24 protein-coding genes are annotated in these 23763 nt (G+C 63.5%); 19 read left to right on the top strand and 5 right to left on the bottom strand.

The genetic code is table 11. The features are described 5' to 3' along the window. Position 1: 1 nt before the first annotated feature. Entirely contained in the window at positions 2-1357 is a 1356-nt protein-coding gene (gene yjjJ, locus GCM43_RS15490; protein ID WP_152245820.1) for a type II toxin-antitoxin system HipA family toxin YjjJ, read from the bottom strand. 544 nt (positions 1358-1901) lie between these two features. Between yjjJ and GCM43_RS15495 the strand changes: the two genes are divergently transcribed. Together GCM43_RS15495 and GCM43_RS25830 are read left to right on the top strand one after the other, a co-directional pair. Then, entirely contained in the window at positions 1902-3110 is a 1209-nt protein-coding gene (locus tag GCM43_RS15495; RefSeq protein ID WP_152245822.1) for an RtcB family protein, read from the top strand. A 10-nt stretch (positions 3111-3120) separates the two neighbouring features. Continuing rightward, on the top strand, positions 3121-3291 hold the full coding sequence (locus GCM43_RS25830; protein ID WP_193315632.1) for a hypothetical protein: 171 nt from the start codon (positions 3121-3123) through the stop codon (positions 3289-3291). Here the strand turns inward: GCM43_RS25830 and GCM43_RS15500 are convergent. Further along, on the bottom strand, positions 3288-4100 hold the full coding sequence (locus GCM43_RS15500) for a metallophosphoesterase family protein (protein ID WP_152245824.1): 813 nt from the start codon (positions 4098-4100) through the stop codon (positions 3288-3290). The two genes, GCM43_RS25830 and GCM43_RS15500, sit on opposite strands and share 4 nt — an antisense overlap. Positions 4101-4203: 103 nt before the next feature. Between GCM43_RS15500 and pnuC the strand changes: the two genes are divergently transcribed. Beyond that, positions 4204-4776, top strand: coding sequence for a nicotinamide riboside transporter PnuC (gene pnuC, locus GCM43_RS15505; protein ID WP_152245826.1), 573 nt, complete (start codon positions 4204-4206; stop codon positions 4774-4776). 73 nt (positions 4777-4849) lie between these two features. Here the strand turns inward: pnuC and GCM43_RS15510 are convergent, their stop codons facing one another. Then, positions 4850-5644 (bottom strand): response regulator transcription factor, encoded by a 795-nt coding sequence (locus tag GCM43_RS15510; protein ID WP_152245827.1) that lies wholly within the window; start codon positions 5642-5644, stop codon positions 4850-4852. 393 nt (positions 5645-6037) lie between these two features. On the opposite strand from GCM43_RS15510, the gene GCM43_RS15515 reads away from it, so the two are divergent. The 4 genes from GCM43_RS15515 to GCM43_RS15530 are packed head-to-tail and all read left to right on the top strand — an operon-like array spanning position 6038 to position 10763. After that, on the top strand, positions 6038-6571 hold the full coding sequence (locus GCM43_RS15515; RefSeq protein WP_152245829.1) for a Csu type fimbrial protein: 534 nt from the start codon (positions 6038-6040) through the stop codon (positions 6569-6571). An 11-nt stretch (positions 6572-6582) separates the two neighbouring features. Then, positions 6583-7323: a fimbrial biogenesis chaperone gene (locus GCM43_RS15520; RefSeq protein WP_226929504.1), complete on the top strand. Its 741-nt coding sequence runs from the start codon at positions 6583-6585 to the stop codon at positions 7321-7323. Between the two features lie 42 nt (positions 7324-7365). Then, positions 7366-9759, top strand: coding sequence for a fimbria/pilus outer membrane usher protein (locus GCM43_RS15525; protein ID WP_152245831.1), 2394 nt, complete (start codon positions 7366-7368; stop codon positions 9757-9759). Continuing rightward, positions 9759-10763 (top strand): Csu type fimbrial protein, encoded by a 1005-nt coding sequence (locus tag GCM43_RS15530; protein ID WP_152245833.1) that lies wholly within the window; start codon positions 9759-9761, stop codon positions 10761-10763. The genes GCM43_RS15525 and GCM43_RS15530 overlap by 1 nt, the downstream gene beginning before the upstream one ends. On the opposite strand, the gene GCM43_RS15535 is transcribed toward GCM43_RS15530, so the two are convergent. After that, positions 10760-10996, bottom strand: a complete 237-nt coding sequence (locus GCM43_RS15535; protein ID WP_152245835.1) for a hypothetical protein — start codon at positions 10994-10996, stop codon at positions 10760-10762. The two genes, GCM43_RS15530 and GCM43_RS15535, sit on opposite strands and share 4 nt — an antisense overlap. Before the next feature lie 259 nt (positions 10997-11255). On the opposite strand from GCM43_RS15535, the gene GCM43_RS15540 reads away from it, so the two are divergent. The 3 genes from GCM43_RS15540 (at position 11256) to GCM43_RS15550 (ending at position 13300) form a co-directional block, all read left to right on the top strand. Further along, positions 11256-11813 (top strand): winged helix-turn-helix transcriptional regulator, encoded by a 558-nt coding sequence (locus GCM43_RS15540; protein WP_152245837.1) that lies wholly within the window; start codon positions 11256-11258, stop codon positions 11811-11813. A gap of 42 nt (positions 11814-11855) precedes the next feature. Beyond that, positions 11856-12245 carry a CHRD domain-containing protein gene (locus tag GCM43_RS15545; RefSeq protein ID WP_193315633.1) on the top strand — a complete coding sequence of 130 codons (390 nt, stop codon included), beginning with the start codon at positions 11856-11858 and terminating at the stop codon, positions 12243-12245. Positions 12246-12346: 101 nt separating this feature from the next. Then, positions 12347-13300, top strand: coding sequence for an AEC family transporter (locus GCM43_RS15550; RefSeq protein ID WP_152245841.1), 954 nt, complete (start codon positions 12347-12349; stop codon positions 13298-13300). A 40-nt stretch (positions 13301-13340) separates the two neighbouring features. On the opposite strand, the gene GCM43_RS15555 is transcribed toward GCM43_RS15550, so the two are convergent. Beyond that, positions 13341-13796 carry an OsmC family protein gene (locus tag GCM43_RS15555; RefSeq protein ID WP_152245843.1) on the bottom strand — a complete coding sequence of 152 codons (456 nt, stop codon included), beginning with the start codon at positions 13794-13796 and terminating at the stop codon, positions 13341-13343. Positions 13797-13910: 114 nt separating this feature from the next. Between GCM43_RS15555 and GCM43_RS15560 the strand changes: the two genes are divergently transcribed. From GCM43_RS15560 to GCM43_RS15600, 9 genes are all read left to right on the top strand, one after another. Next, complete coding sequence (locus tag GCM43_RS15560) at positions 13911-14477, top strand: DNA-3-methyladenine glycosylase I (protein ID WP_152245845.1); 567 nt, start codon at positions 13911-13913, stop codon at positions 14475-14477. Then, entirely contained in the window at positions 14474-16111 is a 1638-nt protein-coding gene (mnmC1, locus tag GCM43_RS15565; RefSeq protein WP_152245847.1) for an FAD-dependent 5-carboxymethylaminomethyl-2-thiouridine(34) oxidoreductase MnmC1, read from the top strand. The genes GCM43_RS15560 and mnmC1 overlap by 4 nt, the downstream gene beginning before the upstream one ends. 290 nt (positions 16112-16401) lie before the next feature. Then, complete coding sequence (locus GCM43_RS15570; protein WP_152245849.1) at positions 16402-16899, top strand: rhodanese-like domain-containing protein; 498 nt, start codon at positions 16402-16404, stop codon at positions 16897-16899. Between the two features lie 26 nt (positions 16900-16925). Further along, positions 16926-17936 carry a serine O-acetyltransferase EpsC gene (epsC, locus tag GCM43_RS15575; protein WP_152245851.1) on the top strand — a complete coding sequence of 337 codons (1011 nt, stop codon included), beginning with the start codon at positions 16926-16928 and terminating at the stop codon, positions 17934-17936. Positions 17937-17943: 7 nt separating this feature from the next. Further along, complete coding sequence (locus GCM43_RS15580) at positions 17944-18168, top strand: helix-turn-helix domain-containing protein (protein ID WP_152245853.1); 225 nt, start codon at positions 17944-17946, stop codon at positions 18166-18168. Between the two features lie 153 nt (positions 18169-18321). Continuing rightward, on the top strand, positions 18322-19254 hold the full coding sequence (locus GCM43_RS15585) for a family 2A encapsulin nanocompartment shell protein (RefSeq protein ID WP_152245855.1): 933 nt from the start codon (positions 18322-18324) through the stop codon (positions 19252-19254). Beyond that, on the top strand, positions 19229-21094 hold the full coding sequence (locus GCM43_RS15590) for a family 2A encapsulin nanocompartment cargo protein cysteine desulfurase (RefSeq protein ID WP_152245857.1): 1866 nt from the start codon (positions 19229-19231) through the stop codon (positions 21092-21094). The genes GCM43_RS15585 and GCM43_RS15590 overlap by 26 nt, the downstream gene beginning before the upstream one ends. Positions 21095-21240: 146 nt before the next feature. Next, positions 21241-21960, top strand: coding sequence for a sensor histidine kinase (locus tag GCM43_RS15595; RefSeq protein ID WP_152245859.1), 720 nt, complete (start codon positions 21241-21243; stop codon positions 21958-21960). Between the two features lie 11 nt (positions 21961-21971). Next, positions 21972-23708: a tetratricopeptide repeat-containing response regulator gene (locus GCM43_RS15600; protein ID WP_226929505.1), complete on the top strand. Its 1737-nt coding sequence runs from the start codon at positions 21972-21974 to the stop codon at positions 23706-23708. Positions 23709-23763 lie beyond the last annotated feature (55 nt).

The following is a 23763-nucleotide window of genomic DNA, read 5'->3' on the forward strand; positions in this document are numbered from 1 at the left end:
ATTACAAAGCCGGCTGCAAGGCTTGCAAGCTGGCCAGATGCGGTTGCGCTACATCGTTCCTGAATGCGGCTGAAATGCGTGCGTCGTCCAGTACATCGCGCCAGAACTGCATGGCCATGGACAGGCAGCGCGGCAGGTGTCGCAGCGCCAGGCCGGCGCCCAGATTGGCTTGCCATTGCCGGGCAATGACTTCGCCATGCGAATTGGGGCGATACAACATGGGCAGCATGTCGTAGGCGGGCAGCAGGCGATAGGGCTGGTCGAAGGCCCAGGACAAGGCGAGGTTGCCATGATGGCGGTCCGTATTGCCGATCAGCGCGCCATACAGATCGAGCACTTCTATTGTGGCCACATCGTGTGCCGGCAGCAGCTTCTGGCGCGCCAGCTCGTGCGCCACGGCAGTCCAGTTCTGATCGAGCATGCCCAGGTCGCCATCGAGCGCAGACAGGGTCACCATCGGCTGGCGCCCGTTCATGCCGATGCGGTCAAAGCGCACCACCTCAAGAAACAGCCGGCCGCCACCTTGCACGATGTCAGTCTGCGCGACGGCGATGTTTTCGCGTGCCAGCACATTCAATGCAAGATGTTCGCACAGCAGCAAGTCAGCCCAGCGCTGGCCGCCAGCGGAGTCCAGCGGTGGTGAAAACTTGACCAGTACGTGTTCAATGCGCTCTGCAGGACCTGAACGCTGCAATACTGCGGTAAATTTGGGTTGTTCGCCGCCGGCGGAAGAACCGGGCGCTTCGCCCTGCATGGCGTCTTGCGCCATGTGCACATAGCGCTGTGCGCGCTGGTCTTCGGGTAACAGCGATTGCGCCAGCGTGGCCTGGTCGGCAAGATAGCGGGCGTAGGATTCGTTACCCAGTATCAGATTGCCCGCTGCCTGTTCGCTGCGGCAGGCGATGTACTTGAGCGCGTGCGCATCGGTCCAGCGCGAAATATCGGCAGGCAGCTCCAGTTCCGGATATTTGCCTGGCTCCATGCGCCCCAAAAAACCCTGCGGGCGCAAATCCTTGATAAAGAAGGGCAGGCCCTGGAACAGGCGCGGGCTATTGCGTTCCGCTTGCTCCAGCGTATAAAAGCCGCCCGCGAGCGCATCGAGCTGGCCTGCAGGCGTAATGCGGCCCATGCCGTCAATCTGGAATACCGGTACCGGCGTGGCGACGCCTGCAACGCTGCGGCTCAGGGCGTAGCGGCGCGTGCGGCCGGCGCCGAGGGTTACGCCCTGCTCAACGCATGCCCACAGGCGTGAGAAAGTCGGCTGGCTGATCCCCAGCGATTTTGTCAGTTGCGCCATGCCTACCGGGCCGCCGGCCAACAAGCGCAACAGTTCTTCAAGTTGTTCGTTGCGGGTCATTTTTGAAAAAAATGAATAGATTAAATTAGGCTGTCTGTAGAGTGAAGTGTACGTTTTTTGAATAGAAAAGTGAATAGATTAGCGCAAGGTTGGCGTAGGTCGGATTAGGCCCCGAAGGGGCCGTAATCCGACAACATTTTTGGCCTCAACGATGTTGTCGGATTACGCGCTGCGCGCTAATCCGACCTACGGTTCTCTTGAGTCGGAGGCATTACCGACAGAACCAATTTATTGAAGAAAACAACAGCTGATCATTTTTGCCATACTGGCGGTTGACAGCGCCGCGCCAGCAGGCGCAAAATTGCAGTCGATTCTGCTCACGCATTCATCCACCGACTACTTTACGAAAGGACGCAACATGCAATACCAGGCTAAACATCAAACGAATAAAAAATAGCCCCGTGCATGTTGCTCGGGGTCACTGATCCCGAGCCGGCGTTCTTTTAACCCCGGCGAGGAAACTCGTCGGGGTTTTGTTTTTACGGCGTCGCATTCATGCATGCGGCGGCCGTGGGCAAAACCTGGACACACCAAGGTTTTACAGATGCCCATTTATCAGACTTTGCACGACGGCCAGGTGCCCGTGCATATTTTTACCGACGATATCGACGACCAGGCGCTGCGCCAGTTGCGCCATATCGCCAGCCTGCCGATCGTCCACCCGTTTGTGGCGGCCATGCCCGATGTGCATGCCGGTATTGGCGCGACCGTCGGTAGCGTGATACCCACGCGCAGCGCGATTATTCCGGCCGCTGTCGGCGTCGATATCGGCTGTGGCATGAACGCCGTGCGCACCACGCTGTCGGCCAGCGACTTGCCGGACAACCTGGCGCGACTGCGCAGTGCGATCGAGGCTGCCGTGCCGGTCGGCTTCGAGCAGCATGACTGGAGCCGCGTGCAGGGTTCGCGCGATGCGCGCGCCACGCGTCCGTTGGCCGGCCGCCTGGAGCGCATCGTCGAGCGCCATCGCGGCATAGCCAAAATGGTGCGCCAGTTCGAGCGCAGCTGGATTTGCCAGGTCGGCACGCTGGGCGGCGGCAATCACTTTATCGAGCTGTGCCTCGATGAGCAGCAGCGCGTATGGGTGATGCTTCATTCCGGTTCGCGCGGCGTGGGCAATGCCATCGGCCGCTATTTCATCGCCGCCGCGCAGAAGGACATGCGGCGCCATCAGCAGCAGCTGCCGGACGCCGATCTCGCCTATGTCAGTGCCGGCTCAAGCGTGTTCGAGGATTATGTGGAGGCGGTCGACTGGGCCCAGGATTATGCGCTGCTCAACCGCAGCGAGATGATGCGCCGCGTGCTCGAGGTGCTGGCAAAACACGCGCCGCCGTTCCAGCTCGATGGCGAAGCGATCAACTGCCATCACAACTATATTGCGCAGGAAGTGCATGGCAGCGAGCAGCTGTACGTCACCCGCAAGGGCGCCATTTCGGCGCAGCAGGGCGAACTGGGGATTATCCCGGGCAGCATGGGCGCGCGCAGCTTTATCGTGCGTGGCAAGGGTAATCCCGACTCTCTGTGTTCGTGCTCGCACGGGGCAGGGCGCAGCATGAGCCGCAGCGAGGCCAGGCGCCGTTTCAACCAGTTCGACCTGGCCGAGCAGACGGCCGGCATCGAATGCCGCAAGGATGGCGGCGTGGTCGATGAAATACCGGCCGCCTACAAGGATATCGATGCGGTCATGGCGCACCAGAGCGATCTGGTGGAAGTGGTGCATACGCTGGGCCAGGTCGTCTGCATCAAAGGCTGAAGGAGAGAACATGAAACTCAAGCTGAAAACCCCCAAGCCGCGCAATCCGCTGGTGGCCGCCGCCAAGCTGCGCGGCGGCGCCGGTGCGCACCAGTCGGAGCAGTCGCCGCGCGCGGCGCGCCGGGCCGGCAAGCATCAACTGCATCAGTTGCTGTCGGGCCGCCTCAAGCCCGAACGTTAACCACGCGGCCGCGCCGGCAGGCTGACCACGAAATCCGGGTCGAACTGCGCATTTTCTGGCTTGCCGGCACGCGTCTTGTAGCCGCACGGATTGCACACCACGCGGCAGGGGCCAATCCGGTAGTCATGCGACACATGCACGTGGCCGTGCACCCACAGGTCGGCCTGCGCTGCCAGTTCGTCCAGCCGCGACGCATAGGCTGGCGAGCACGCGTCGCTGCCATAGGCGTCGTCCACCGATTGCAGCGATGGCGCCATATGGCTGATCACCACCGTGGCGCCGTCAAACGGCTGCGCCAGTTCGCGCGCCAGCCAGGCTTTTTGCTGCGCGTGGTACTGCGCCGTGTCGGCGGCGCGCAGCTTGCGGTAGCCCTGGGCCGCCAGGCGGATGCGCTTGTAGTCGGTCATCATCGCTTCGGCCTCGCGCATGGCCGCCTGGCGCGTGTCGTCGCCGAGCAGGCGGAAATCGGTCCACAGGGTGGCGCCCAGAAAGCGCACCTGGCCACCGTTTTTATCAGCTAGCACGATGCTGTCGCTGTCGAGAAAATGCACGTGGCCGGTGGCGGCGCAGGCGGCGCGCAGCTCCTGGCGCACCTTGTCCAGATGGTGGCCGTAACCTTCATGGTTGCCGTGTACGTACAGCACCGGCAGGCCGGCAAAGGCCTGGTCGGCCCACTCCACGGCCCTGGTGCCGGTATCGATGTCACCGGCCAGGATTACCGCGTCCGGGCAGCTCTGTGCCAGCTCGCCTTGCGGCGCTTCGTCGCGCCACAGTTCGCGGTGCAGATCGGACAGGATCAAGAGGCGCATGCTGCTCTTCTGGCGGGTGGAGAAGCTTTGATCCTACCTGATATGATGGCAAGCCGGTCATTTGGCCGTACGCTACTACGCCACCTGCGCAAAAGGAAACCGCTTGATTGCCCCGCTAGAAATTGCCGCCAATGTGCTGATGACCGTCTCGATCCTGCTGGCCGGACGCAACAATATTCACTCGTGGTGGATCGGCATGGTGGGCTGCGTGCTGTTTGCCGTGCTGTTCTACCAGGTTAATCTGTATGCCGACGTGCTGCTGCAGCTGTTCTTTATCGTCACCTGCGTGATTGGTTGGCTGCAATGGCGCCGCGGGAATGGCGGCAAGCCGCTGCCGATCACGCGCACCGGCTGGCGCAGCCTGGCCTGGGTGGTGCCGGCCGGCGTGGTTGCCGTGGTCATCTATGGCCTGCTGCTGCACCGTTTTACCAATGCCTATGCGCCGTTTATCGATTCGGCCGTGCTGGTGTTCAGCATCATCGCGCAGTTCCTGCTGATGAACCGGCGCATCGAGACCTGGGGCTTCTGGCTGCTGGTCAATACAGTGGCCGTGCCGCTGTACTACAGCCGCGAGCTGTATCTCACTTCCGTGCTGTATGCCGCGTACTGGGTCAATGCGCTGGTGTCGTGGTACTGGTGGCGCCTGCAGGCGCGCCGCGCTGCTGCAACGCCATAACCGCCAGGCTGACGGCCAGCGTTTGACGCTTGACTGCGCCAAGCTGAACACCAGGTTCTGACCAGGCGCACGCTCAGTGGCCTGGCGCCTGCTCCTGCAGGCGCTGGCGATAGGCGCTGGGCGTGACGCCGATCCGCTCGCGAAAGGCGGTGGCGAAGTTGCCGGCGTTGTGAAAGCCGATCATCAGGGCGATATCCTGCACGTCCATGTCGGTCTGTTGCAGCAACTCCACACCGCGCGCAATGCGCGCTTCGCGGATAAACGCAAACACCGTCATGCCGGTCTGCTCACGAAACATCAGCGTGAGCTTTTCACGGTAGGTGCCGACGCTCCTGGCGATCTCGGACAGATTGGGCAAATCGCCGAGGTTGTCGAGGATCAGCTGCTTGACGGCGTTGACAAACACCATGTCGGGATGCTGCTGCGGCGGCTTGCTGTCGCTTTCCCCGGCCGGCGGCACGGTGCGATCGTGGCGGCGTACCAGGCCCAGGTGGACATGGATGCGGGCGGCCAGCTCGGCCGGCGTGAACGGCTTGGCGATATAGTCCACGCCGCCGACCTGCAGGCCCTTCACGCGCTCATCAACGGCATCGGCGCCGCTGAGGAAAATCACCGGAATATTTTCTGTCTCGGGGTTCGCCTTGAGCAGGCGGCAGGCCGTGTAGCCGTCCATTTCCGGCATGCGCACATCGAGCAGGATCAGGTCCGGGTGCGTGGCCAGCGCCAGCTGGTAGCCCTGGTAGCCGTTATAGGCAGCGGTAAAACGGTAGGGCTGCTCGCTGAGCAACTCGGTCAGCATGCGCTGCTCGAACGTGGAATCGTCCACGATCAGGATGTTCTTTTTAATGGTTTCGCTGGTCACTGGCATGGCCTGATCGATTTAAAAGCCTGCTACTTTCCGGTAGTTTTTCTGCACCAGATGGTAAGTCAAGCATGTTAACCAAAAAACAAGTTGTGGTTTATTATGCCCTGCTTTTAAATTTTTTTCTGCTTTTCTCGTATTTCAAAAGCTGTTTCGCGGCTGGAAGAAGCGCCAATCTTTCAGATCGCCAATAATTGAGCCATAGATTGACGAGAAGCAATGTTGATCACTAAAAACTATGTTCTGCCCGCAAGGCAGAACACAGCAGCCCACGAACGATGGCTGCTCTTGAAATTGTTGTCCTGGTTTGCGTGCCCGAGAAACGCCGGCAATACCGTGACTATCCGCGTGCCCTTTGCAAAGGGCCATAGACTGATGAATGATCATCCGGAGGCTATTATGTTGCGTGTTAAATTTTCCCCATTTGCTGTTGCAGCCGCTGCTGCCATCTCCCTGTTTGCTGCCACCGTACCGATGGCCAGTCATGCTGCTTCATACTCGACCGGCATCAATACGGTCAATTTTGAGGTTTCGCTCAAGATCGTGGCCAACTGTGTGATTGCAGCGCAGCCACTCGACTTCGGTCAAACTCAGGGGGTACTGGCTACTGCCGTGAACGTCAATACCACGCTCAACGTTACCTGCACCAATACCACGCCGTACAACGTGGGCCTGAGTCCCGGTACCGGCGCCGGCTCGACCGGCACCACCCGTTACCTGGCCGGCACGGGCGCCAATACGCAAACCGTGCAGTACAACCTGTTCCAGGCTTCCGGCAATACCGTCTGGGGCAACAACCAGGGCACCGACACCCACAGCGGCACCGGTACCGGCGTTTCGCAGCCGATCACGGTCTACGGCCAGGTGCCGGTGCAGTCCACCCCGGTACCCGACACCTACAAGTCGACCATTACCGCGACGGTCTACTTCTAAGTGCGGCGCCCATGACGGCCAGCCGTTTCCTTTTCCCTCCGACACTGCTGGCGCTGTTGCTGGTGCTGTGCATGGCGGGAGCAGGAGCGGCCAGCGCTGCCAATCTGCAGATTTCTCCGGTCACCATCAGTATGCGCGCCGAGCAAAGCTCGGCCGGCATCACCTTGCAGAATCTGGGCGAGGCGCCCCTGTTCGGCCAGGTGCGCGTGTATCTGTGGGATCAGGCCCGGGGCGAGGAAGCGCTGACGCCGACCCAGGAACTGGTGGCCAGTCCACCCATTGTTGAAGTTGCCGCCAACAGCCGGCAGACCATCCGCCTGGTGCGGACACAGGCCGGTGCAGCCCAGGAAGAACGCACTTACCGGGTGCTGATCGATGAAGTCGGGCGCGACGACGATCCGAGCCGCAGCGGCGTCGATATCCGCCTGCGCTATTCGGTGCCGGTGTTTGTGCTGCCCAGCGGCGCGCCGGGCAAGGAAGCATTGAGCTGGCAGGTATTTCGCAAGGATGGCGAGTGGATGTTGCGCATTGAGAACACGGGCACCCTGCACGCGCAAATCGGCAGCATGACGCTGACCAACCAGGCTGGCAAGGAGCATGTGATCAGCAAGGGCCTGTTCGGTTATGTGCTGGCCAAACGCATGCGTGAATGGCGCTTGCCGGTGCCGAAAGATGCTGCACTGGAAGGGCCGCTGGCCATTGCGGTCAATGTGAATACAAAGGCGAACGTTGCCCGCACGTCGCCCCCTTGACAGCGTCATGCAGGGGGGACGGCTTTTTAATCGGGTTGCTGCATGAAATGGACACCGGTCTGGCAGGCGTTGTGGATCAGCATGCTGGCCGTCGGGCCGCTGGCGGCCGGCGCCGCGGAGGTGGCAGCGCTGGCCGTAGCGGCGGCTGATCCCGACGCGGCCAGGATGCCGGCGCCAAACGAAGCGGTCAATGAACTGTATCTGGAGGTAAGCGTGAATACGGAAGCAACCGGCCTGATCTTGCGCTTTACCCAGCAGGGTAAAGGGCTGTTCAGCAGCGTGGAGAACTTGCAGCAGCTTGGGCTGGACCCGGCGCGCTTCGGCGCGTCCGGCCAGGCCGAGGTGGGGCTCGACGCGATTGCCGGCCTCACGTATGTTTATGACGCGGCGCGCCAGAGCCTGGCGCTCACCGTCAGCGACAGCCTGCGCCAGCCATACGCTGTCAGTGCGCGTGCCGTGCGGCGTGCGCCACCGTCGCAGGTCACGCCGGGCGCGGTGCTGAACTACGAGATTTATTCGGAGCTGGGGGAGACGCGCCAGAGCGCCATTTTCAATGATTTCCGCTACTTCAACAGCAGCGGCGTGTTGAGCAGTACCGGCACCATCAACCTGGGCGGCAGCGCGCGTGACGGCCAGCAGAAATACATGCGCTACGATACGTTCTGGAACCATTCCGATCCCGATACGCTGCAGAGCTGGCAGGTCGGCGACCTGATTTCCTCGTCGCTGAGCTGGAGCCGTGCCGTGCGCATGGGCGGCTTTCAGTGGCGCAAGAATTTCCAGCTGCGCCCTGATCTGCTGACCTTTCCGGTGGCCTCGCTTGACGGCACGGCGCTGGTGCCGTCTTCGCTCAACCTGCTGATCAACGGCGTGCAGCAGTACTCGGCCAGCGTGCCCAGCGGTCCGTTCGTGCTCAATCAGGTGGCCGGCATCAATGGCGCTGGCCTGGCGACCGTGATCACGCGCGATGCGCTCGGGCGCAGCGTGGCCACCACCTTGCCGCTGTATGTCGACACGCGCCTGCTGGCGAGCGGCCTCAGTGATTATTCGCTTGAAATCGGCGCACTGCGGCGCGACTACGGCACGCGCTCGTTCGGCTACGAGCGCAGCCCGGTGGCCAGCGCCAGCGGCCGTTACGGCGTGAGCGATACACTGACCATCGAAGGCCATGCCGAGGTCGGCAAAGGCGTGCTCAATGCCGGCGCCGGCGCCCTGCTGCGGCTGGGGCAGGCCGGCGTGATCAATGGCGCGCTGACGGCCAGCAACGGCAGTGGAACAGGCAGCGGCACCGGCCTGCAGGCCAGCATCGGCTATCAGTACCTGGGGCCGCGCTTCAGCATCGATGCGCAAAGCGTGCGCGCCAGCGCTTCCTATGGCGACCTGGCCTCGCGCGACGGCAGCGCCGTGACCCGCATGGCCGACCGGGTCTCGCTGAACCTGGCCTTGCCGGCCGGGCAGAGCGTCAATCTCAGTTATATCGGCTATCGCACGCCTGGGGCGGAAACCTCGAAAATTGCCACGCTTGGCTATTCGACCACTTTGTTCAACGGTATCTTTTTCAATCTCAGCGCCTTCCAGGATCTGCAGCAGCGCGACCAGCGCGGCTTTTATTTTGGTCTCAGCATGGCGTTCGACAATAATATCTCCGTCAGCACCAGCAGCAGCCGCCAGAACGATGTCGGCAGCCGCAGCATCAGTGCCCGGCAGAGCGCCGACTTTGGCGGCGGCTTCGGCTGGACAGTCCAGGCCGGCACGGCGGGCGGCATGGCTTACCGCCAGGGACAGATCGAATACCTGGGCAGCGACGGCCGCCTGACGGCGCGCGCGCAAAGCAATGCGCTGGGCAGCGCGTCGGCGATCGGCGCTGCCGGTGCGCTGGTGCTGATGGACGGCCACCTGGCCACGGCGCGTCAGGTGGGCAACGGCTTTGCCATGGTGTCGACCGGTGGCGTGGCCAATGTGCCGGTGCTGCACGAGAACCGCCAGATCGGCGTGACCGGACGCAGCGGCTATCTGCTGGTGCCCAACTTGAACGCCTATGGCGACAACCAGATCGCCATCGGCACCGATGGCCTCGATGTCGATGCGCGCATACCCGTGACCAACCTGAACCTGGTGCCGCGCAGCCTGTCCGGCGTGCTGGCCGCGTTCCCGGTCGAGCGCTACAGCGCCGCCACCGTGGTGGTGCACGGCGACGATGGCCAGCCTTTGGCGACCGGCTTGCCGGTGCTGCATGTGCAAAGCGGCAAGCGCACCGTGGTGGGTTTTGACGGCGTGGTGTTTGTCGATGACCTGCAGGCCGATAACGAACTGCGTATCGGCGACGACGATCATCCGTGCACGGTTCATTTCAGCTACCAGCGGCCCGCTGCCGGCGGCCTGCCGGTGCTCGGCCCGGTGCGCTGCATCGGCGCCACTTCGGGCGGAGGCCGCTGATGCGCCGCGCATGGGTCGTGTTGGCGCTGCTGCTGGCCTGGACCTGCAGCGGCCAGGCGCAGGCCCAGGGCAATACCTGTACGGTGGTGGTCAACGAGGTCAATTTCGGCCTGGTGTCGCCGATTTCGGGCGCCGATTACACGGTGACGGGATCGGGTACGCTCACTTGCATATTCGCGCCGCTGGCGCCGTTGCTGACCGGTTACGTCAGCGCCTGCCTGAACCTGGGGCTGGGCAGCAATTCGCTGGCGGCTACTGCGCGCCAGCTGGGCAACGGTACGCTGCGCATGCCGTATAACCTGTATGTGGACAGCAGCTACGCGCCTTCGGCGATCTGGGGCGGGCCTGGCGTGACGGGCGCGCCGTCCTCGCTGCCCGTTTCCATCTCGATGGGACTGCTCTCGCTGGGCGGCACCGCCACCAAGAACTTCAGCTTCTACGGCAAGATCCCGTCCGGCACGGCGCTGGCGGCTGTATCGACAGTGGCCGACGCCAATACCGAATACAGCTCGAGCTTTACCGGCGCCGGCACGCTGACTTATACGTTCAGTTCCGTCACGCCGCCAACGAACTGCCTGGGCAGCACGGCCAGCTTCGGCTTTGCCGTCAAGGCAACCGCCGTCAATAACTGCACCATTACCGCTACGCCGATGGTGTTTTCCAATGCCACCATCCTCACCGGTTCGGTGCGCAGCACCAGCACGCTGACCGTACGTTGTGTCAATAATAATGCTTATCAGATCGCCCTGAATGGCGGCACGGTGGCTGGCAGCGTGGCGGCGCGGCAGATGAAAAATACCGTCAGCGCGGCCAGGGTCGGCTACCGCCTGTCGTCAACGCTCGACGGTCCGCTGTGGGGCGATGGCACCGGCGGCACGGCCATGGTGAACGGGAAGGGTACCGGCAGCAGCGTGCCGGTGACGATCTATGGCCGCGTGCCGGCGCAGACCACGCCGGAGCCGGGCGACTACAAGGATACGGTGATGGCGACGATTTACTTTTAAAACACCACGCTGAGCACATTGGCGCCGGCACTGCTGCGCTGCGGCTCGATCAGGTAGGGCGACTGGTGCTGGCAGCGCACCGAAGCACTGCCCGATTGCGTGCTGATGATGCACGATTCGAGCACCACGAAAGTGGCCTGGAACGAGGCCGAGGCGGTGGCTCCGGTTGCCGTGCCCAGCCAGAGGCTCAGGGTAGACAGCGCAGCAAGGGAGGCGAGCTTGAAAAGAGTCATTGCAAACTAAGTATAAAAAAAACGATCAGGGCACCATCGCACGCGGCATCTTGCGATTGCGTCGTTTTTTGCACCGGGTTGGGGTGGAGTTGAAGCAGACACGATTGTACTTGAACAAGAAAAGTGTGAGTTTTCGCGTATTTTCAACTTGTTTCCCTAGTGAAACTCACACTATCGAATCAGTAGTGACGGAAGCTGGTTATGTTTTTGAAGAAATTTTCATTGTTGCGTGGTAACTAATTCAAATAAGGAGATGGTCATGAAACATACCAACTTTAACAATTTGCCATGTCCGATTGCACGCAGCCTGGGCAAGGTCGGTGAATGGTGGAGCATCCTGATTCTGCGCGAGGCGTTTTACGGCAAGACGCGGTTTGACGAGTTTGAAAAAAGCCTGAAGATTGCTCCCACCATCCTGACGCGGCGCCTGGCCGACCTGGTCGAGGGCGGCCTGATGACGCGCCGCCTGTATTGCGCCAAGCCGCCGCGCTACGACTATGTGCTGACCAAGTCCGGCCGCGCCTTCAAGCCGGTGCTGCTGGCCTTTATCGCCTGGGGCAACGAGCACTTTGCGCCCGAAGGCGCCAGCCTGGTGATTGCCAGCCGCGACACCGGCCTGGCCGCTGATCCGGTGCTGGTCGACGCCATGACCGGCCTGCCCATCAACGATGAATACTATGCGTTTGCGCCCGGTCCGGCTGCCAGTGACAGCATGCGCGACATCATCATGGCAGCGGAAAAAAGCAGCGGCATTGCGCCCAAGCCCAAGGCGCCGGCCGCCAACCGCGGCTGGGTGGCCGAAGGCCATCTGGTCTGACGCTGCTCCGGTCCGATGCGCGGCAGGGTGCTGGCTCAGGCCATGGTCGTTGTGGCGCTCCTGGGCGGCTGCGCCCAGCGCGCGCCGCATGATCAGGACGTCACGCTGAGCGGCGCGCAGTGCGTGCCGGCCAACAGCAGTGCAGCCAGCGCCAGCAGCAGCTTGCGCGTGCTGCCCGACGGACGCGTGACGGGCAGCGTGCGCCATACCGGCATGCTTGCGACCGGCGCGCAGCTGCATGCGGCGCTGGCGGGCGCCAACGGCCCGACCATTGTCACGCTGCAACGGACCGGTGAAGGCAGTTTTGCCGCGCCGCCCGACGCGCGGCTGACGCCGCTGCAGTATGCGCTCTACCAGGCCGGCGGCGTCTACGTCAACATACAAAGCGCGGCCTATCCGGCCGGTGAAATCCGCGCCCAGCTCAAGCCATAGCCGCTTGCAGCAGCACAGAGTTTTCCTCCGTACCTCCTTGGGGCCGCATCAGCGGCTCTTTTTTTGGCCGCGCCTGGCAGATATCACTACAATGGCTGGCCATGCTGACCATCCTCGCCATCACTTTTCCTTTTTTCGCGCTGGTGCTGTGCGGTTACCTGGCCGTGCGGCGCGCGCTGCTGCCGCTGGCCGCCATCGGCGGCCTGAACAGTTTCGTGCTGTATTTTGCGCTGCCGTGCATGCTGTACCGCTTTGGCGCGGCCACGCCAATTGCGCAACTGCTCGACGGCAGTGTCTTTGGCGTATACCTGCTGTGCGCGCTGATCATGGTCGGCGTCACCGTGGCGATGACGCTGAGCCATCGCATCGACTGGAACAATGCCGCTTTCGGGGCACTGGTGGCTGCCTTTCCGAATACAGGTTTCATGGGCGTGCCGCTGTTGCTGGCGCTGCTCGGGCCGCGTTCGTCGGGCCCGGTGATCGTCACCATCGTGGTCGACATGCTGATTACCAGTTCGCTGTGTATTGCCCTGTCGCGTGTCGGTAGCGGTGGCGCGCAAGGCAGCCGCGTCGCCATCGCCAATGCCCTCAAGGGCATGGTCGGCAATCCCATGCCGTGGGCGATTGTATTGGGCGCACTGTCGTCATGGCTGGACTGGCGCCTGCCGGCGCCGCTGATGCAAACCGTGGGACTGCTGGCCGATGCGGCCTCGCCAGTGGCCTTGTTTACCATCGGCGCGGTGCTGGCGCGCTCGCAAATGAGCACGCATGACAACGCGCCGCTGCGCGACTATGTGCCGGTGGCGCTGAAGAAGCTGCTGCTCCATCCCTTGCTGGTATGGGGCGCCGGCCATGCGGCAATCGCGCTGGGTGCGCCGCTCGACCCCTATTCGCTGACCTGCGTGGTGCTGGTGGCCTGCCTGCCCAGCGCCAGCAATGTGACGTTGCTGTCGGAGCGCTTTGGTGCCGATACGGCGCGCATTGCGCGCATTATCCTGATCTCGACCGTGCTGTCGTTCCTGACGTTCGCTGCCGCCGTCAGCTATCTGCGCTAGTGGGACTTGCAGAACGGCGCTGACGCGACCGGCCATGGCGTCAGGATTCGACCACCACCTCGGCCTTCAGTGAATTGGCGATATAGCAGCGCGCATGGGCGTCGTGGTGCAGGCTGGCCAGCGCCTCGGGCAGGGGCGCGGCGCCGGCAAACGCGATCTGCGGGCGCAGCACGATGCGTGTCATGGCCAGCTGGCCTTCGGCATTGCGACTGAGCTCGCCTACGGCCTCGTCGCGGTAGTCGTCAATGACGTAGCCGCGCTGCGCGGCCAGCGACAGGAAGAACAGCATATGGCAGCTCGACGTGGCCGCTACCAGTGCCTCTTCCGGATCGACATTGGCAGCGACCGACATCGGCAGCGGCACTGACAGCGGCGAGGACGAGGCCGGCACATGCAGGCCGCCGTCGAATTGCCATTCATGGCCGCGGCTGTAGCGCTGGCCGGCGAAGTCCTGGCCGTCGCGCTGCCAGGCGACGGTGGCGAAAAACTGTTGCATGGCGTCTCCATAAAAGTACAGGCCGGCATATGGTAAGGCCTGCCGGGGCATTTTTCAAAGTGCCGCCGCCGGCCGTTATACTGGCAGCTTGCCCGTCCACTTTGAAAAGTCGCCATGACAGTCACCCGCTGCAGTTGGGCCAACCCGGCCAATCCGCGTTATCTTGCCTACCACGATACCGAATGGGGCGTGCCCTGCCACGACGAGCGCACGCTGTTCGAGATGCTTAACCTGGAAGGCGCGCAGGCTGGCCTGAGCTGGGAAACCATCCTCAACAAGCGCGAGACTTACCGTGCCGCCTTCGACCAGTGGGACGCCGAAAAAATCGCCGCCTATGGCCCGGACAAAGTGGCGCAACTGCTGCTGGACCCCGGCATCGTGCGCAACCGCCTGAAGGTGGCCGCTGCCATCACCAACGCCCAGGCTTATTTGCGCCTGCGCGCCGAAGGACTCACGCTCGACAGTTTTCTGTGGGCGTATGTCGGTGGCAAGCCGATCGTCAACCATTTCCAGCCGGGGCAGTTCCCGGCCAAGACCGAATTGTCCGACCGGCTCTCGAAAGACCTGGCCAAGCGCGGTTTCAAGTTTGTCGGCTCGACCATCATCTACGCCTATATGCAGGGCATCGGCATGGTCAATGACCACGCGCCCGACTGCTTTTGCCGCACGGGCGTGCAATGACGCTGAAATTGCTGCATGTGCTGCTCGACACCGGTTTCGATGCAGCGCGCTTTGCCGACGCCTGCCAGGCGCACGCCGGAGCGCGCCTGCATTACATTGCGCTGGCAGAGCGGCCGGTCGATACCGGAACCTTGCCGCCCGAATGGCGTGCACAGTGGCCGATGTGGCTGGCCGGCGTGCACCGCATGGTGTCGCCGGACGCACGCATCACGCTTGACCTGTGGATCGGCGCACCTGACGCCAGCCTGGCGCAGCTGTCTGCACGCGTCGATCAGGTGGTTCTGGCGCAGTGGCCGTCGTCGTTGACCGTGCTGGCGCGGCTGATGAACGACGGCGCACGCCTGACGGCGCCGCAGCTCGACAGCGCTCAGCGTGCAGCGCTCGAGAAGGCCGGCTTTGTGTTTGACGAGTGCGGCGGGCAAGCCGTATTGCGTTCGCGCCGGCCGCAGCCGGCGCCCGTTTCCCCGCTGCGCCGGGCGATTGTAATCGGCGCCGGCGTAGCCGGTGCGGCCGCCTGCGAACGGCTCGCTGCGCGCGGCTGGCAGCTCACGCTGATCGAGCGCCATGCGCAGCCGGCCAGTGAAGCCTCGGGCAACCTGGCCGGCATTTTCATGCCGCAGCTGTCGCGCGACGACAATCCGGCTACGCGCCTGGTGCGCGCCGCCTTCCTGTACGCGCTGCGCACCTGGCAGCGCCTGGGCGGCGCCGGCCAGGCTTTCGAGGGCGCGCAATCGGGCGTGCTGCAACTGGCGCGCGATGCGGCGCACGGCGCCGTGCAGCGCCAGATCGCCGCCGCCAATCGCTATCCTGCCGACTTTGCGCAGTGGCTCGAGGCGCCGCAGGCCTCACAGATGCTGGGCGCCGATGCGCCGGACGGCGCCTGGTGGTTTGCCAGTGGCGGCTGGGCGCGACCGGCCACGGTCTGTGCCGCACTGCTGGACGCCTGCGGCGCCCAGCTGACGCGGCGTTTTTCCACCAGTGCGCTGCGCCTGGAGCGCGATGGCGACGGCTGGCTGGTGCGCGATGCAGCCGGTGCCGTGGTTGCTAGCGCACCGACCGTCATCCTTGCCGGCGGCACGGGCGCAGTCGACTTTGAACAGGCGGCGGGGCTGCCGCTAGCCGCCGTGCGCGGCCAGGTCACGCATCTGCCGCAAGACGCGCTGCCGCCGCTGCCGTTCGTGCTGTGCCGCGATGCCTACCTGACGCCGCCCAACCACAATACGCTGTGCGTGGGCGCCACCTATGACCTGGACAGCGATGCGCAGCTGTGCCTGGCCAGCCAGCGCGACAACCTGGAAAAAATCTGCGCCATGCTGCAGCACCCGGTGGTAGACGCGCCGCTGGCAGGGCGCACCGGCTTTCGCTGCGTGGCGCCGGACCGCCTGCCGCTGGTGGGCGCCTTGCCCGACCCGGGCGTGCCTGGGCGCTGCGAACGATTGCGCGACCTGCCGCGCTGGCCTGGCTTGCATGGCCTGCTCGGCTATGCGTCGCGCGGCCTGATCTGGGCGCCGCTGGCGGCCGAGTTGCTGGCCAGCGAGCTGGAAGGTGAGCCGCTGCCGCTTGAAGCGTCGCTGGTGGCGGCGCTCGATCCGGGGCGTTTTATGCTGCGCGAGCGTCGTGGAGGCAGGCCCTGATGCAGCCAGGTTAGTAAAGGTCACAAAGCAAAAAAATGGCGGGCCGGAGACGCGAGTCTGAGAAAATGCCGATGGTCGTGGTGTTGTCGGGTTACGCCCTGCGGGCTAACCCGACCTACGCCTTGCCCTCGACATTTTTCAGCCCCGCTTGGCCCGGTAAGCCTCTGCTGGCAGCTACCTTATACGTTTTCCAGCTTTCCATTCTCTTTTTAATTTGTTTTCTGACCATCACAAGTTCGCTACAGTAAGCATGTGCTGGTTTTCCGAAGATGCTTTCAAGAGGATGCGAGATGGCTGCAACTGAATTGGTATTTGACCCGCAGGCCGCTCATGGCGAGGCCGCGTTTGACGCCGTGCTCAATGAGGCGCGGGCCCGGGCGCAGGCGCAGCAGCTGCCCTATGCGGGCATCGTCAGCCCGCAGGATGCCTGGCAGCTGGTGCAGGCCGGCAAGGCCTTGCTGGTCGACGTGCGCACCAATGAAGAACGGGTGTTTGTCGGCCACGTGCCGGCGTCGCTGCATGTGGCGTGGGCCACCGGCACGGCGATGAACCGCAATCCGCGCTTTGTGCGCGAGCTGGAAGCGAAAACGCGCGACAAGACGGCGGTGGTGGTGCTGCTGTGCCGCAGCGGCAAGCGCTCGGCGGCCGCCGCTGAAGCTGCCGCCAAAGCCGGTTTCAGCAACGTCTTCAATATCGCGCAGGGCTTCGAGGGTGACCTCGACGGCCAGCAGCAGCGTGGCCACAGCGGCGGCTGGCGCTGGCATGCGCTGCCCTGGGTGCAGGACTAGGCTCAACTTTCACTCCCGGGACCATCATGAACCAGCGCGCCTTGCCGCCTGAAATTGCCCCTGCCGCCACCACTGCGCCCTTGCCGCACTGGGAGCTGCACCAGATCGTCGACGAACTGCGCGCCGTGCGCGAGCGCTGGCGCGAAAACCTGCCGCGCCACCAGGAATGCGGTTCGCGCCAGTTCCCGTCGCGCCAGCATTTGCGCGAACTGGTCGCGTCGCTGTGCGCAGCGCTGTTCCCGATGCGCCTGGGCCCACTCGACCTGCAGCAGGAAAGCGAAGATTTTTTTGTGGGCCATACGCTCGACACCACCCTGACCGGCCTGCACGAGCAGGTACGCCGCGAGCTCAGCTACCAGGCGCGCCAGCATGGTCTGGCGCAGACGGTGCCGGCCGAGCAGCAGGCGCTGGCCATCGTGCAGCGCTTTGCGCGCGCCTTGCCCGGCATCCGCGCGCTGCTCGATACCGATGTGGCGGCGGCCTTTCATGGCGACCCGGCCGCGCACAGCGTCGACGAGGTGCTGCTGTGCTATCCGGGCGTGCTGGCCATTACCCACTATCGCCTGGCGCACGCGCTGCATGCGCTCGGTGCGCCGCTGGTGGCGCGCATTATTGCCGAAGTGGCCCATTCGCAGACCGGCATCGACATCCATCCGGGCGCCGAAATCGGCGCCAGCTTTTTTATCGATCACGGCACCGGCGTGGTGATCGGCGAGACCGCCGTCATCGGTGAACGCGTGCGCATCTACCAGGCCGTCACGCTGGGCGCCAAGCGCTTTCCGGCCGGTGAAGACGGTGTGCTGAAAAAAGGCCTGGCGCGCCACCCGATCGTGCACGATGACGTGGTGATCTACGCCGGCGCCACTATCCTGGGGCGTGTCACCATCGGCCAGGGTTCGGTTATTGGCGGCAATGTCTGGCTGACCCGCAATGTCGCGCCGGGCAGCCATATCACGCAGGCGCACAACCAGCACGAGGCCGGCGATTTGGCGCCGCCTGCGCCGCACGTCCATTCTGTTTTTGCCCATCAACCTTGAGGACACCATGTTAATCAAACAGTTTGGACTGGCCGTGCGCCAGTTGCGCGAAGGGCGCGGCTGGTCGCAGGAACGCCTCGCCGAAGCGGCTGACCTGAACCGCTCGTTTATCGGCGAGATCGAACGCGGCGCGGCCACGCCGTCGCTGCTGACGGTGGAAAAACTGGCGCATGCGCTGGGCGTGGGACTGGCTGCGCTGCTGGCGCGCTGCGAGCCGGAACTGGTCGATTAGCCGCCGCTGGAAAGGCGGCAAAAGCAGACCGTAAACATACCGCAAACAGCGCGCAATAACGGCTATAGCATGTTGAGGGAAAAGAGGAGACAGCCGATACTTTATTTGTTTTTCAAATAAGGTTATTCACTTTTCTCATCAGGAGTATGGTTCATGGCAGATGCAACAAACGACAGCCAGATTGCGCTTGGCGACAACGCCGCGCGCCAGTTGGCCAATGCAAGCAAGAGCGTTCCCCAGTTATCCACGATCACGCCGCGGTGGCTGGTCCATCTGCTGCAATGGCTGCCGGTCGAAGCGGGTATCTATCGCCTGAACAAGGTCAAGAATCCGAAAGATGTGCGGGTCGCCTGTTCGCAGCGCGACGAGTCGGAACTGCCGCAGACGTTTGTCGACTACGAAGAGCAGCCGCGCGAATACTTCCTCAATGCCGTCAGCACCGTGCTCGATGTGCATACCCGCGTGTCGGACCTGTACAGCAGCCCGCACGACCAGATCAAGGAACAGCTGCGCCTGACCATCGAGACGATCAAGGAACGCCAGGAAAGCGAGCTGATCAATAATCCCGATTACGGCCTGCTGGCCAGCGTGCATGACGACCAGCGCATTTATACCCTGACTGGCGCGCCGACGCCCGACGATCTCGATGAGTTGCTGACCAAGGTGTGGAAAGAGCCGGGCTTTTTCCTGGCGCACCCGCTGGCCATTGCCGCCTTCGGCCGCGAATGCACGCGCCGCGGCGTGCCGCCGCCGACCGTCAGCCTGTTCGGTTCGCAGTTCCTGACCTGGCGCGGCGTGCCGCTGGTGCCGTCCGACAAACTGCCGATCGAAGACGGCAAGACCAAGATCATTTTGTTGCGCGCCGGCGAACAGCGCCAGGGCGTGATCGGCCTGTTCCAGCCTGGCCTGGCGGGCGAGCAGAGTCCGGGCCTGTCGGTGCGGTTCATGGGCATCAACCGCCATGCCATCGCGTCGTACCTGATTTCGCTGTATTGCTCGCTGGCCGTGCTGACCGATGATGCACTGGCCGTACTGGAAGACGTGGAGATCGGTAAATACCATGACTACCCAGACACCTACAAGTGATGGCGTGGCAGGCCTGCGCCCGCCGCCCCATCCCGGCCCGTCCCTGCCGGACGAAGCGACCCTGAACCGGCTGGCCGGCGAATTTTTTGCACGCCTGCCGGGCCTGGGCGCCAGCGCGGACAAGTCGCCCAGCCTGGGCGGCTCTGGCAGCGTGTTGGACGCTGCGCCGCGCTACGCCAATCCGGCCCGTCCGTTGCCCCAGCCCGGCCCGTCGTTTGCCGCCATCGCGCCCGGCGTGGCGAGCGCGCAGGTGCCGCCGGTGACGGCGCCGCTGGAGTCGCCGCTGGCACCGGCGCCGGCCTCGGTGCCGACGCCGCGCCTGTCGGCCATTGCGCCGCCGCAGGGTGCATCCGCTTCGGCATCGCCTTACTATTTTCTCGGCGCACAGCACGGTTATCCGCGTGCGCCTGCTGCCGGCAGCGGACTTGACGAGCTGGCGCGCCAGGGCCAGGGTCAGCCCGGCCAGGACGCGTTGCGCGGTCTTTTTTCCGCTCCGCAGCGCGCGCCGTCGCCGCAGTTGCCGCAGTTGCCAGTCGGGCCGGCAGCCGCTGCACCGCAGTTTTATTTCGAGACGGTGCTGACGGCGCCGCCGGCAGGCCAGGGGCAACGCAAAACTCCTGCGCCGTTCGACGTGCATGCCGTGCGGCGCGATTTTCCGGTGTTGTCGGAGCGCGTCAACGGCAAGCCGCTGGCCTGGTTCGACAATGCGGCCACTACCCACAAGCCGCAGTCGGTCATCGATCGCGTGGCGTATTTCTACGCCCACGAAAATTCGAACATCCACCGCGCCGCCCACGCACTGGCGGCGCGTGCCAGCGACGCCTATGAAGCGGCGCGCGCCAAGGTGGCCGGTTTCCTGGGTGCGGCCTCGCCCAACGAAATCATTTTCGTGCGCGGCGCAACCGAAGGCATCAATCTGATCGCCAATACCTTCGGGCGCAAATTTATCGGCAGCGGCGACGAGATCATCGTCTCGCAGCTCGAGCATCACGCCAATATCGTGCCGTGGCAGCAGCTGGCGGCCGAGAAGGGCGCCACGCTGCGCGTGATTCCGGTCGACGACAGCGGCCAGATCATCGTCGACGAGTTTCGCAAGCTGCTCAATGCGCGCACCAGGCTGGTGTCGGTCACGCAGGTGTCCAATGCGCTCGGCACCGTCACGCCGGTAGCGCAGATCATCGCGCTGGCGCATGCTGCCGGCGTACGGGTGGTGGTTGACGGCGCGCAGGCGGTGTCGCACCTGCGCGTCGATGTGCGCGCGCTGGATGCCGACTTCTATGTGTTCTCGGGGCACAAGGTATTCGGCCCGACCGGCATCGGCGCCGTGTACGGCAAGCTCGATCTGCTGGAGCAATTGCCGCCGTGGCAGGGCGGCGGCAACATGATTGCCGACGTCACCTTCGAGCGCACCGTGTACCAGGGCGTGCCGAACCGTTTCGAGGCCGGCACCGGCAATATCGCCGATGCGGTGGGTCTGGGTGCGGCCATCGATTACGTGCAGCGCATCGGCCTGGAGAACATCGCCGCCTACGAGCATGCGCTGCTCGAGTACGCCACGCACCAGCTGCAGGCGATTGCCGGTGTGCGCCTGATCGGTACCGCGCATGAAAAAGCCAGCGTGGCCTCGTTCGTGCTGGCCGGTTATGAGCCCGGCGAAGTCGGCCGCGCGCTCAACGAGGAGGGCATTGCCGTGCGCTCCGGCCACCATTGCGCCCAGCCTATTTTGCGCCGCTTCGGGGTGGAGGCCACCGTGCGTCCTTCGTTTGCGTTTTACAACACCTACGAGGAAATCGACCGCATGATCACCGTGATCAAGCGGCTGGCTTCAGCACGCCGCTAGGCTGTTTGCATCAGGCCGGCAAGACCGCCCCGCTGGAACCGGGGGCGGTCTTGTTGTATCTGTGGTGCAACTTCTGCTGTCTGGCGGTTATCGCGCAAAAGCGAACGGTATAATTTGCCGGAAATAGACTGAGCGTGGAGCCACCGGTGGAAGACCAACACAGCTCGCCTGAACTGTTCCTGTTCCTGGCGTCGACCGTGCATGACATGAAAAATTCGATCAGCGTGCTCAGCGGCACGCTGGAGTCGCTGCTGGCGGCCGGCCATGCGAACGAAGCGCCCGACCCCGCGTATCTGCAGATGGCGCAGATGCTGTACCAGACCAAGCGCCTGAACGACAACCTGATCCAGCTGCTGGCGCTGTACAAGCAGGTGGGCAAACCCGGCTACCCATTCGACCTGCAGCCGCAACTGGTGGGCCAGTTGATCGACCAGGTGGTGGACCAGGAAAAAGTGCTGCTGACCTCAAAAGGCATCACGCTGCAGACCGATTGCCCGCCCGGGCTGATCTGGACGCTGGACGAAGACCTGGTGATCGGCGTGCTGGCGCATGCCATCAACAACGCCATCCGCTATACGCGCGACACGATCCGCCTGTCGGTGCAGGAAGTGGACGGCGTGCTCGAATGGCGCGTGGAAGACGATGGCGAAGGCTATACCGAGGCGCTGATCGAAGCGGGCGCCAGCGCCATGGAGGGCCTGCGCAACAATGTGGGCGTCAATTTCGCCACCAACAGCACCGGCCTGGGCCTGTATTTTTCCAGCGAAGTGGCAAAAATGCACAAGCATCGCGGCAGGAGCGGCAGCATTGCCCTGGAAAACGGCGGCGCGCTCGGTGGCGGCTGCTTTATCTTGCGCTTGCCCTGAACGAGGACTGCATGGTTGCCGATCATCACGCTACCGCCATCGAGGCCGATTCCACCAATTGGGCCGACAAGCATTATCTGCTGGTTGACGACTTTGTCGGCATCCGCATCCTGCTGCGCGAATCGTTGCGCAACCTGGGCGCGCGCCATATCGACCAGGCTGCCAGCGGCGGCGAGGCGATGAAGCTGCTGGCCAAGACTCGCTACGACGTGGTGCTGTGCGACTACAACCTGGGCGAAGGCAAGAACGGCCAGCAGGTGCTCGAAGAGACGCGCGTGCGCAACCTGACGGCACCGTCGAGCGTGTGGCTGATGGTGTCGGCCGAGAAAAGCGTCGAGTCGGTGATGGGGGCGGCCGAGCACCAGCCTGACGCCTACCTGATCAAGCCGATTACCGAAGGCGTGCTGCTGACGCGCCTGAACCGCGTCTGGCACAAGAAACAGGTGTTTCGCGAGATCGACCAGGCCTGCCTGGAAAAGGATTATCTGCGCGCCGCCAAACTGTGCGATGCGCAGATCGAGACGAACAAGCTGCACGAACTCGATCTGCTGCGCATGAAAGCGAACTTGCTGCTCAAAAGCGGCGAGCCCGACAAGGCGCGCGCGATCTATGAAAAAGTGCTGCAGGACCGCGATTACAGCTGGGCCCGGGCCGGGCTGGGCAAAATCCGCATGAACAACGGCGAGCACGAGGCGGCGCGCCAGATCTTCCAGGGCGTGATCGTCGAGAACCGCTACTATATCGACGCCTACGATCAGATGGCGGTCGCCTACCAGCTGATGGGCCAGCACGAGGAAGCGTGCGGCGTGCTGGAAAAAGCGGCGCGCCTGTCGCCCAATTCGGTGCCGCGCCAGCGCAACCTGGGACAGGCGGCGTTAAGGGTTGGCAATATCGGCATGGCGGAAAAGGCGTTTCGCAAATGCGTAGCGATCGGCGAATTTTCGGTCATGAAGACGCCGGATGCCTATCTGGGCCTGGCGCGCGTGTGCGGCCTGAAAAATGAAGCCAAGGAGGCGCTGCAGTGGCTGCTGCTGGCGCAGCGCGAGTTTCCGCCCGAGCAGATTGGCCTGCGCGCCAAGATTACCGAAGGCATGGTGCACCATGAAACGGGCGACTACCGGCGCGCGCGCAAGTGCGGCGACGAGCTCGAAGCGATGCTCGAAGAAAATCCCGACCGTCCCGACAAGGCCATCTGCATGGAGCTCGCTACCTTGCTGTTTGCCGTCGGCGTCAAGGATGCGCCGGCCGGCCTGCTGTGCTACGTGGTGAAAAACAACCATGACAACCAGGTGGTGCAGGACGAAGTGCAGAAGATCTTCGACAAGGCCAGGATGGGCGAGGAAGGCACCAGCCTGATCAATGCTTCGCGCAAGGAAGCGTCCGACCTGATGAACAAGGGGGTGTTGCTGTGGAAGACCGACAAGCTCAACGAAGCGGTCAGCTGGATGCGCTCTGCGCGCGAAAAGCTGCCCAATAACCTGCGCATCCTGTTCAACTCGGCGCAGATTATCATCTCATTCCTACAGCAGCGCGGCTACCACGCCGAGCTGGCGGCCGAGGCCGGCGAGGTCTTGCTGTATGTCGATCAGATTGCACCGGGACAGCAACGTTTTGCGCAGTTGATGGAGCAATTGAAGCAGATGACACCGGCAGCAGAGCCGACGCCGCCAGAGAAAGCGGCGGTGCAGGAAAGTGTCGCAATGGTAACGACCAAACCGCCTAAATCCGTGCGCACGCGTGCCGGATGATAAACTGTGCGTCAGCCTGGGCTGGCCCGGGCTGGAGTTGCTTTATAACAATAAG

The sequence above is a fragment of the Janthinobacterium aquaticum genome (genome assembly GCF_009208565.1).
In the GTDB taxonomy this organism is placed as follows: domain Bacteria; phylum Pseudomonadota; class Gammaproteobacteria; order Burkholderiales; family Burkholderiaceae_D; genus Janthinobacterium.

Excerpts from the sequence above, each read along its gene's own strand:
- GCM43_RS15580 (WP_152245853.1), top strand. The coding sequence starts at position 17,944 with ATGTTAATCAAACAGTTTGGACTGGCCGTGCGCCAGTTGCGCGAAGGG.
- yjjJ (WP_152245820.1), bottom strand. The coding sequence starts at position 1,357 with ATGACCCGCAACGAACAACTTGAAGAACTGTTGCGCTTGTTGGCCGGC.
- GCM43_RS15495 (WP_152245822.1), top strand. The coding sequence starts at position 1,902 with ATGCCCATTTATCAGACTTTGCACGACGGCCAGGTGCCCGTGCATATT.
- GCM43_RS15520 (WP_226929504.1), top strand. The coding sequence starts at position 6,583 with ATGACGGCCAGCCGTTTCCTTTTCCCTCCGACACTGCTGGCGCTGTTG.
- GCM43_RS15510 (WP_152245827.1), bottom strand. The coding sequence starts at position 5,644 with ATGCCAGTGACCAGCGAAACCATTAAAAAGAACATCCTGATCGTGGAC.
- GCM43_RS15540 (WP_152245837.1), top strand. The coding sequence starts at position 11,256 with ATGAAACATACCAACTTTAACAATTTGCCATGTCCGATTGCACGCAGC.
- GCM43_RS15545 (WP_193315633.1), top strand. The coding sequence starts at position 11,856 with ATGGTCGTTGTGGCGCTCCTGGGCGGCTGCGCCCAGCGCGCGCCGCAT.
- GCM43_RS15555 (WP_152245843.1), bottom strand. The coding sequence starts at position 13,796 with ATGCAACAGTTTTTCGCCACCGTCGCCTGGCAGCGCGACGGCCAGGAC.
- GCM43_RS15585 (WP_152245855.1), top strand. The coding sequence starts at position 18,322 with ATGGCAGATGCAACAAACGACAGCCAGATTGCGCTTGGCGACAACGCC.
- epsC (WP_152245851.1), top strand. The coding sequence starts at position 16,926 with ATGAACCAGCGCGCCTTGCCGCCTGAAATTGCCCCTGCCGCCACCACT.
- GCM43_RS15525 (WP_152245831.1), top strand. The coding sequence starts at position 7,366 with ATGAAATGGACACCGGTCTGGCAGGCGTTGTGGATCAGCATGCTGGCC.
- GCM43_RS15570 (WP_152245849.1), top strand. The coding sequence starts at position 16,402 with ATGGCTGCAACTGAATTGGTATTTGACCCGCAGGCCGCTCATGGCGAG.
- GCM43_RS15590 (WP_152245857.1), top strand. The coding sequence starts at position 19,229 with ATGACTACCCAGACACCTACAAGTGATGGCGTGGCAGGCCTGCGCCCG.
- mnmC1 (WP_152245847.1), top strand. The coding sequence starts at position 14,474 with ATGACGCTGAAATTGCTGCATGTGCTGCTCGACACCGGTTTCGATGCA.
- GCM43_RS15600 (WP_226929505.1), top strand. The coding sequence starts at position 21,972 with ATGGTTGCCGATCATCACGCTACCGCCATCGAGGCCGATTCCACCAAT.
- GCM43_RS25830 (WP_193315632.1), top strand. The coding sequence starts at position 3,121 with ATGAAACTCAAGCTGAAAACCCCCAAGCCGCGCAATCCGCTGGTGGCC.
- GCM43_RS15500 (WP_152245824.1), bottom strand. The coding sequence starts at position 4,100 with ATGCGCCTCTTGATCCTGTCCGATCTGCACCGCGAACTGTGGCGCGAC.
- GCM43_RS15535 (WP_152245835.1), bottom strand. The coding sequence starts at position 10,996 with ATGACTCTTTTCAAGCTCGCCTCCCTTGCTGCGCTGTCTACCCTGAGC.
- GCM43_RS15560 (WP_152245845.1), top strand. The coding sequence starts at position 13,911 with ATGACAGTCACCCGCTGCAGTTGGGCCAACCCGGCCAATCCGCGTTAT.
- GCM43_RS15530 (WP_152245833.1), top strand. The coding sequence starts at position 9,759 with ATGCGCCGCGCATGGGTCGTGTTGGCGCTGCTGCTGGCCTGGACCTGC.
- GCM43_RS15550 (WP_152245841.1), top strand. The coding sequence starts at position 12,347 with ATGCTGACCATCCTCGCCATCACTTTTCCTTTTTTCGCGCTGGTGCTG.
- GCM43_RS15515 (WP_152245829.1), top strand. The coding sequence starts at position 6,038 with ATGTTGCGTGTTAAATTTTCCCCATTTGCTGTTGCAGCCGCTGCTGCC.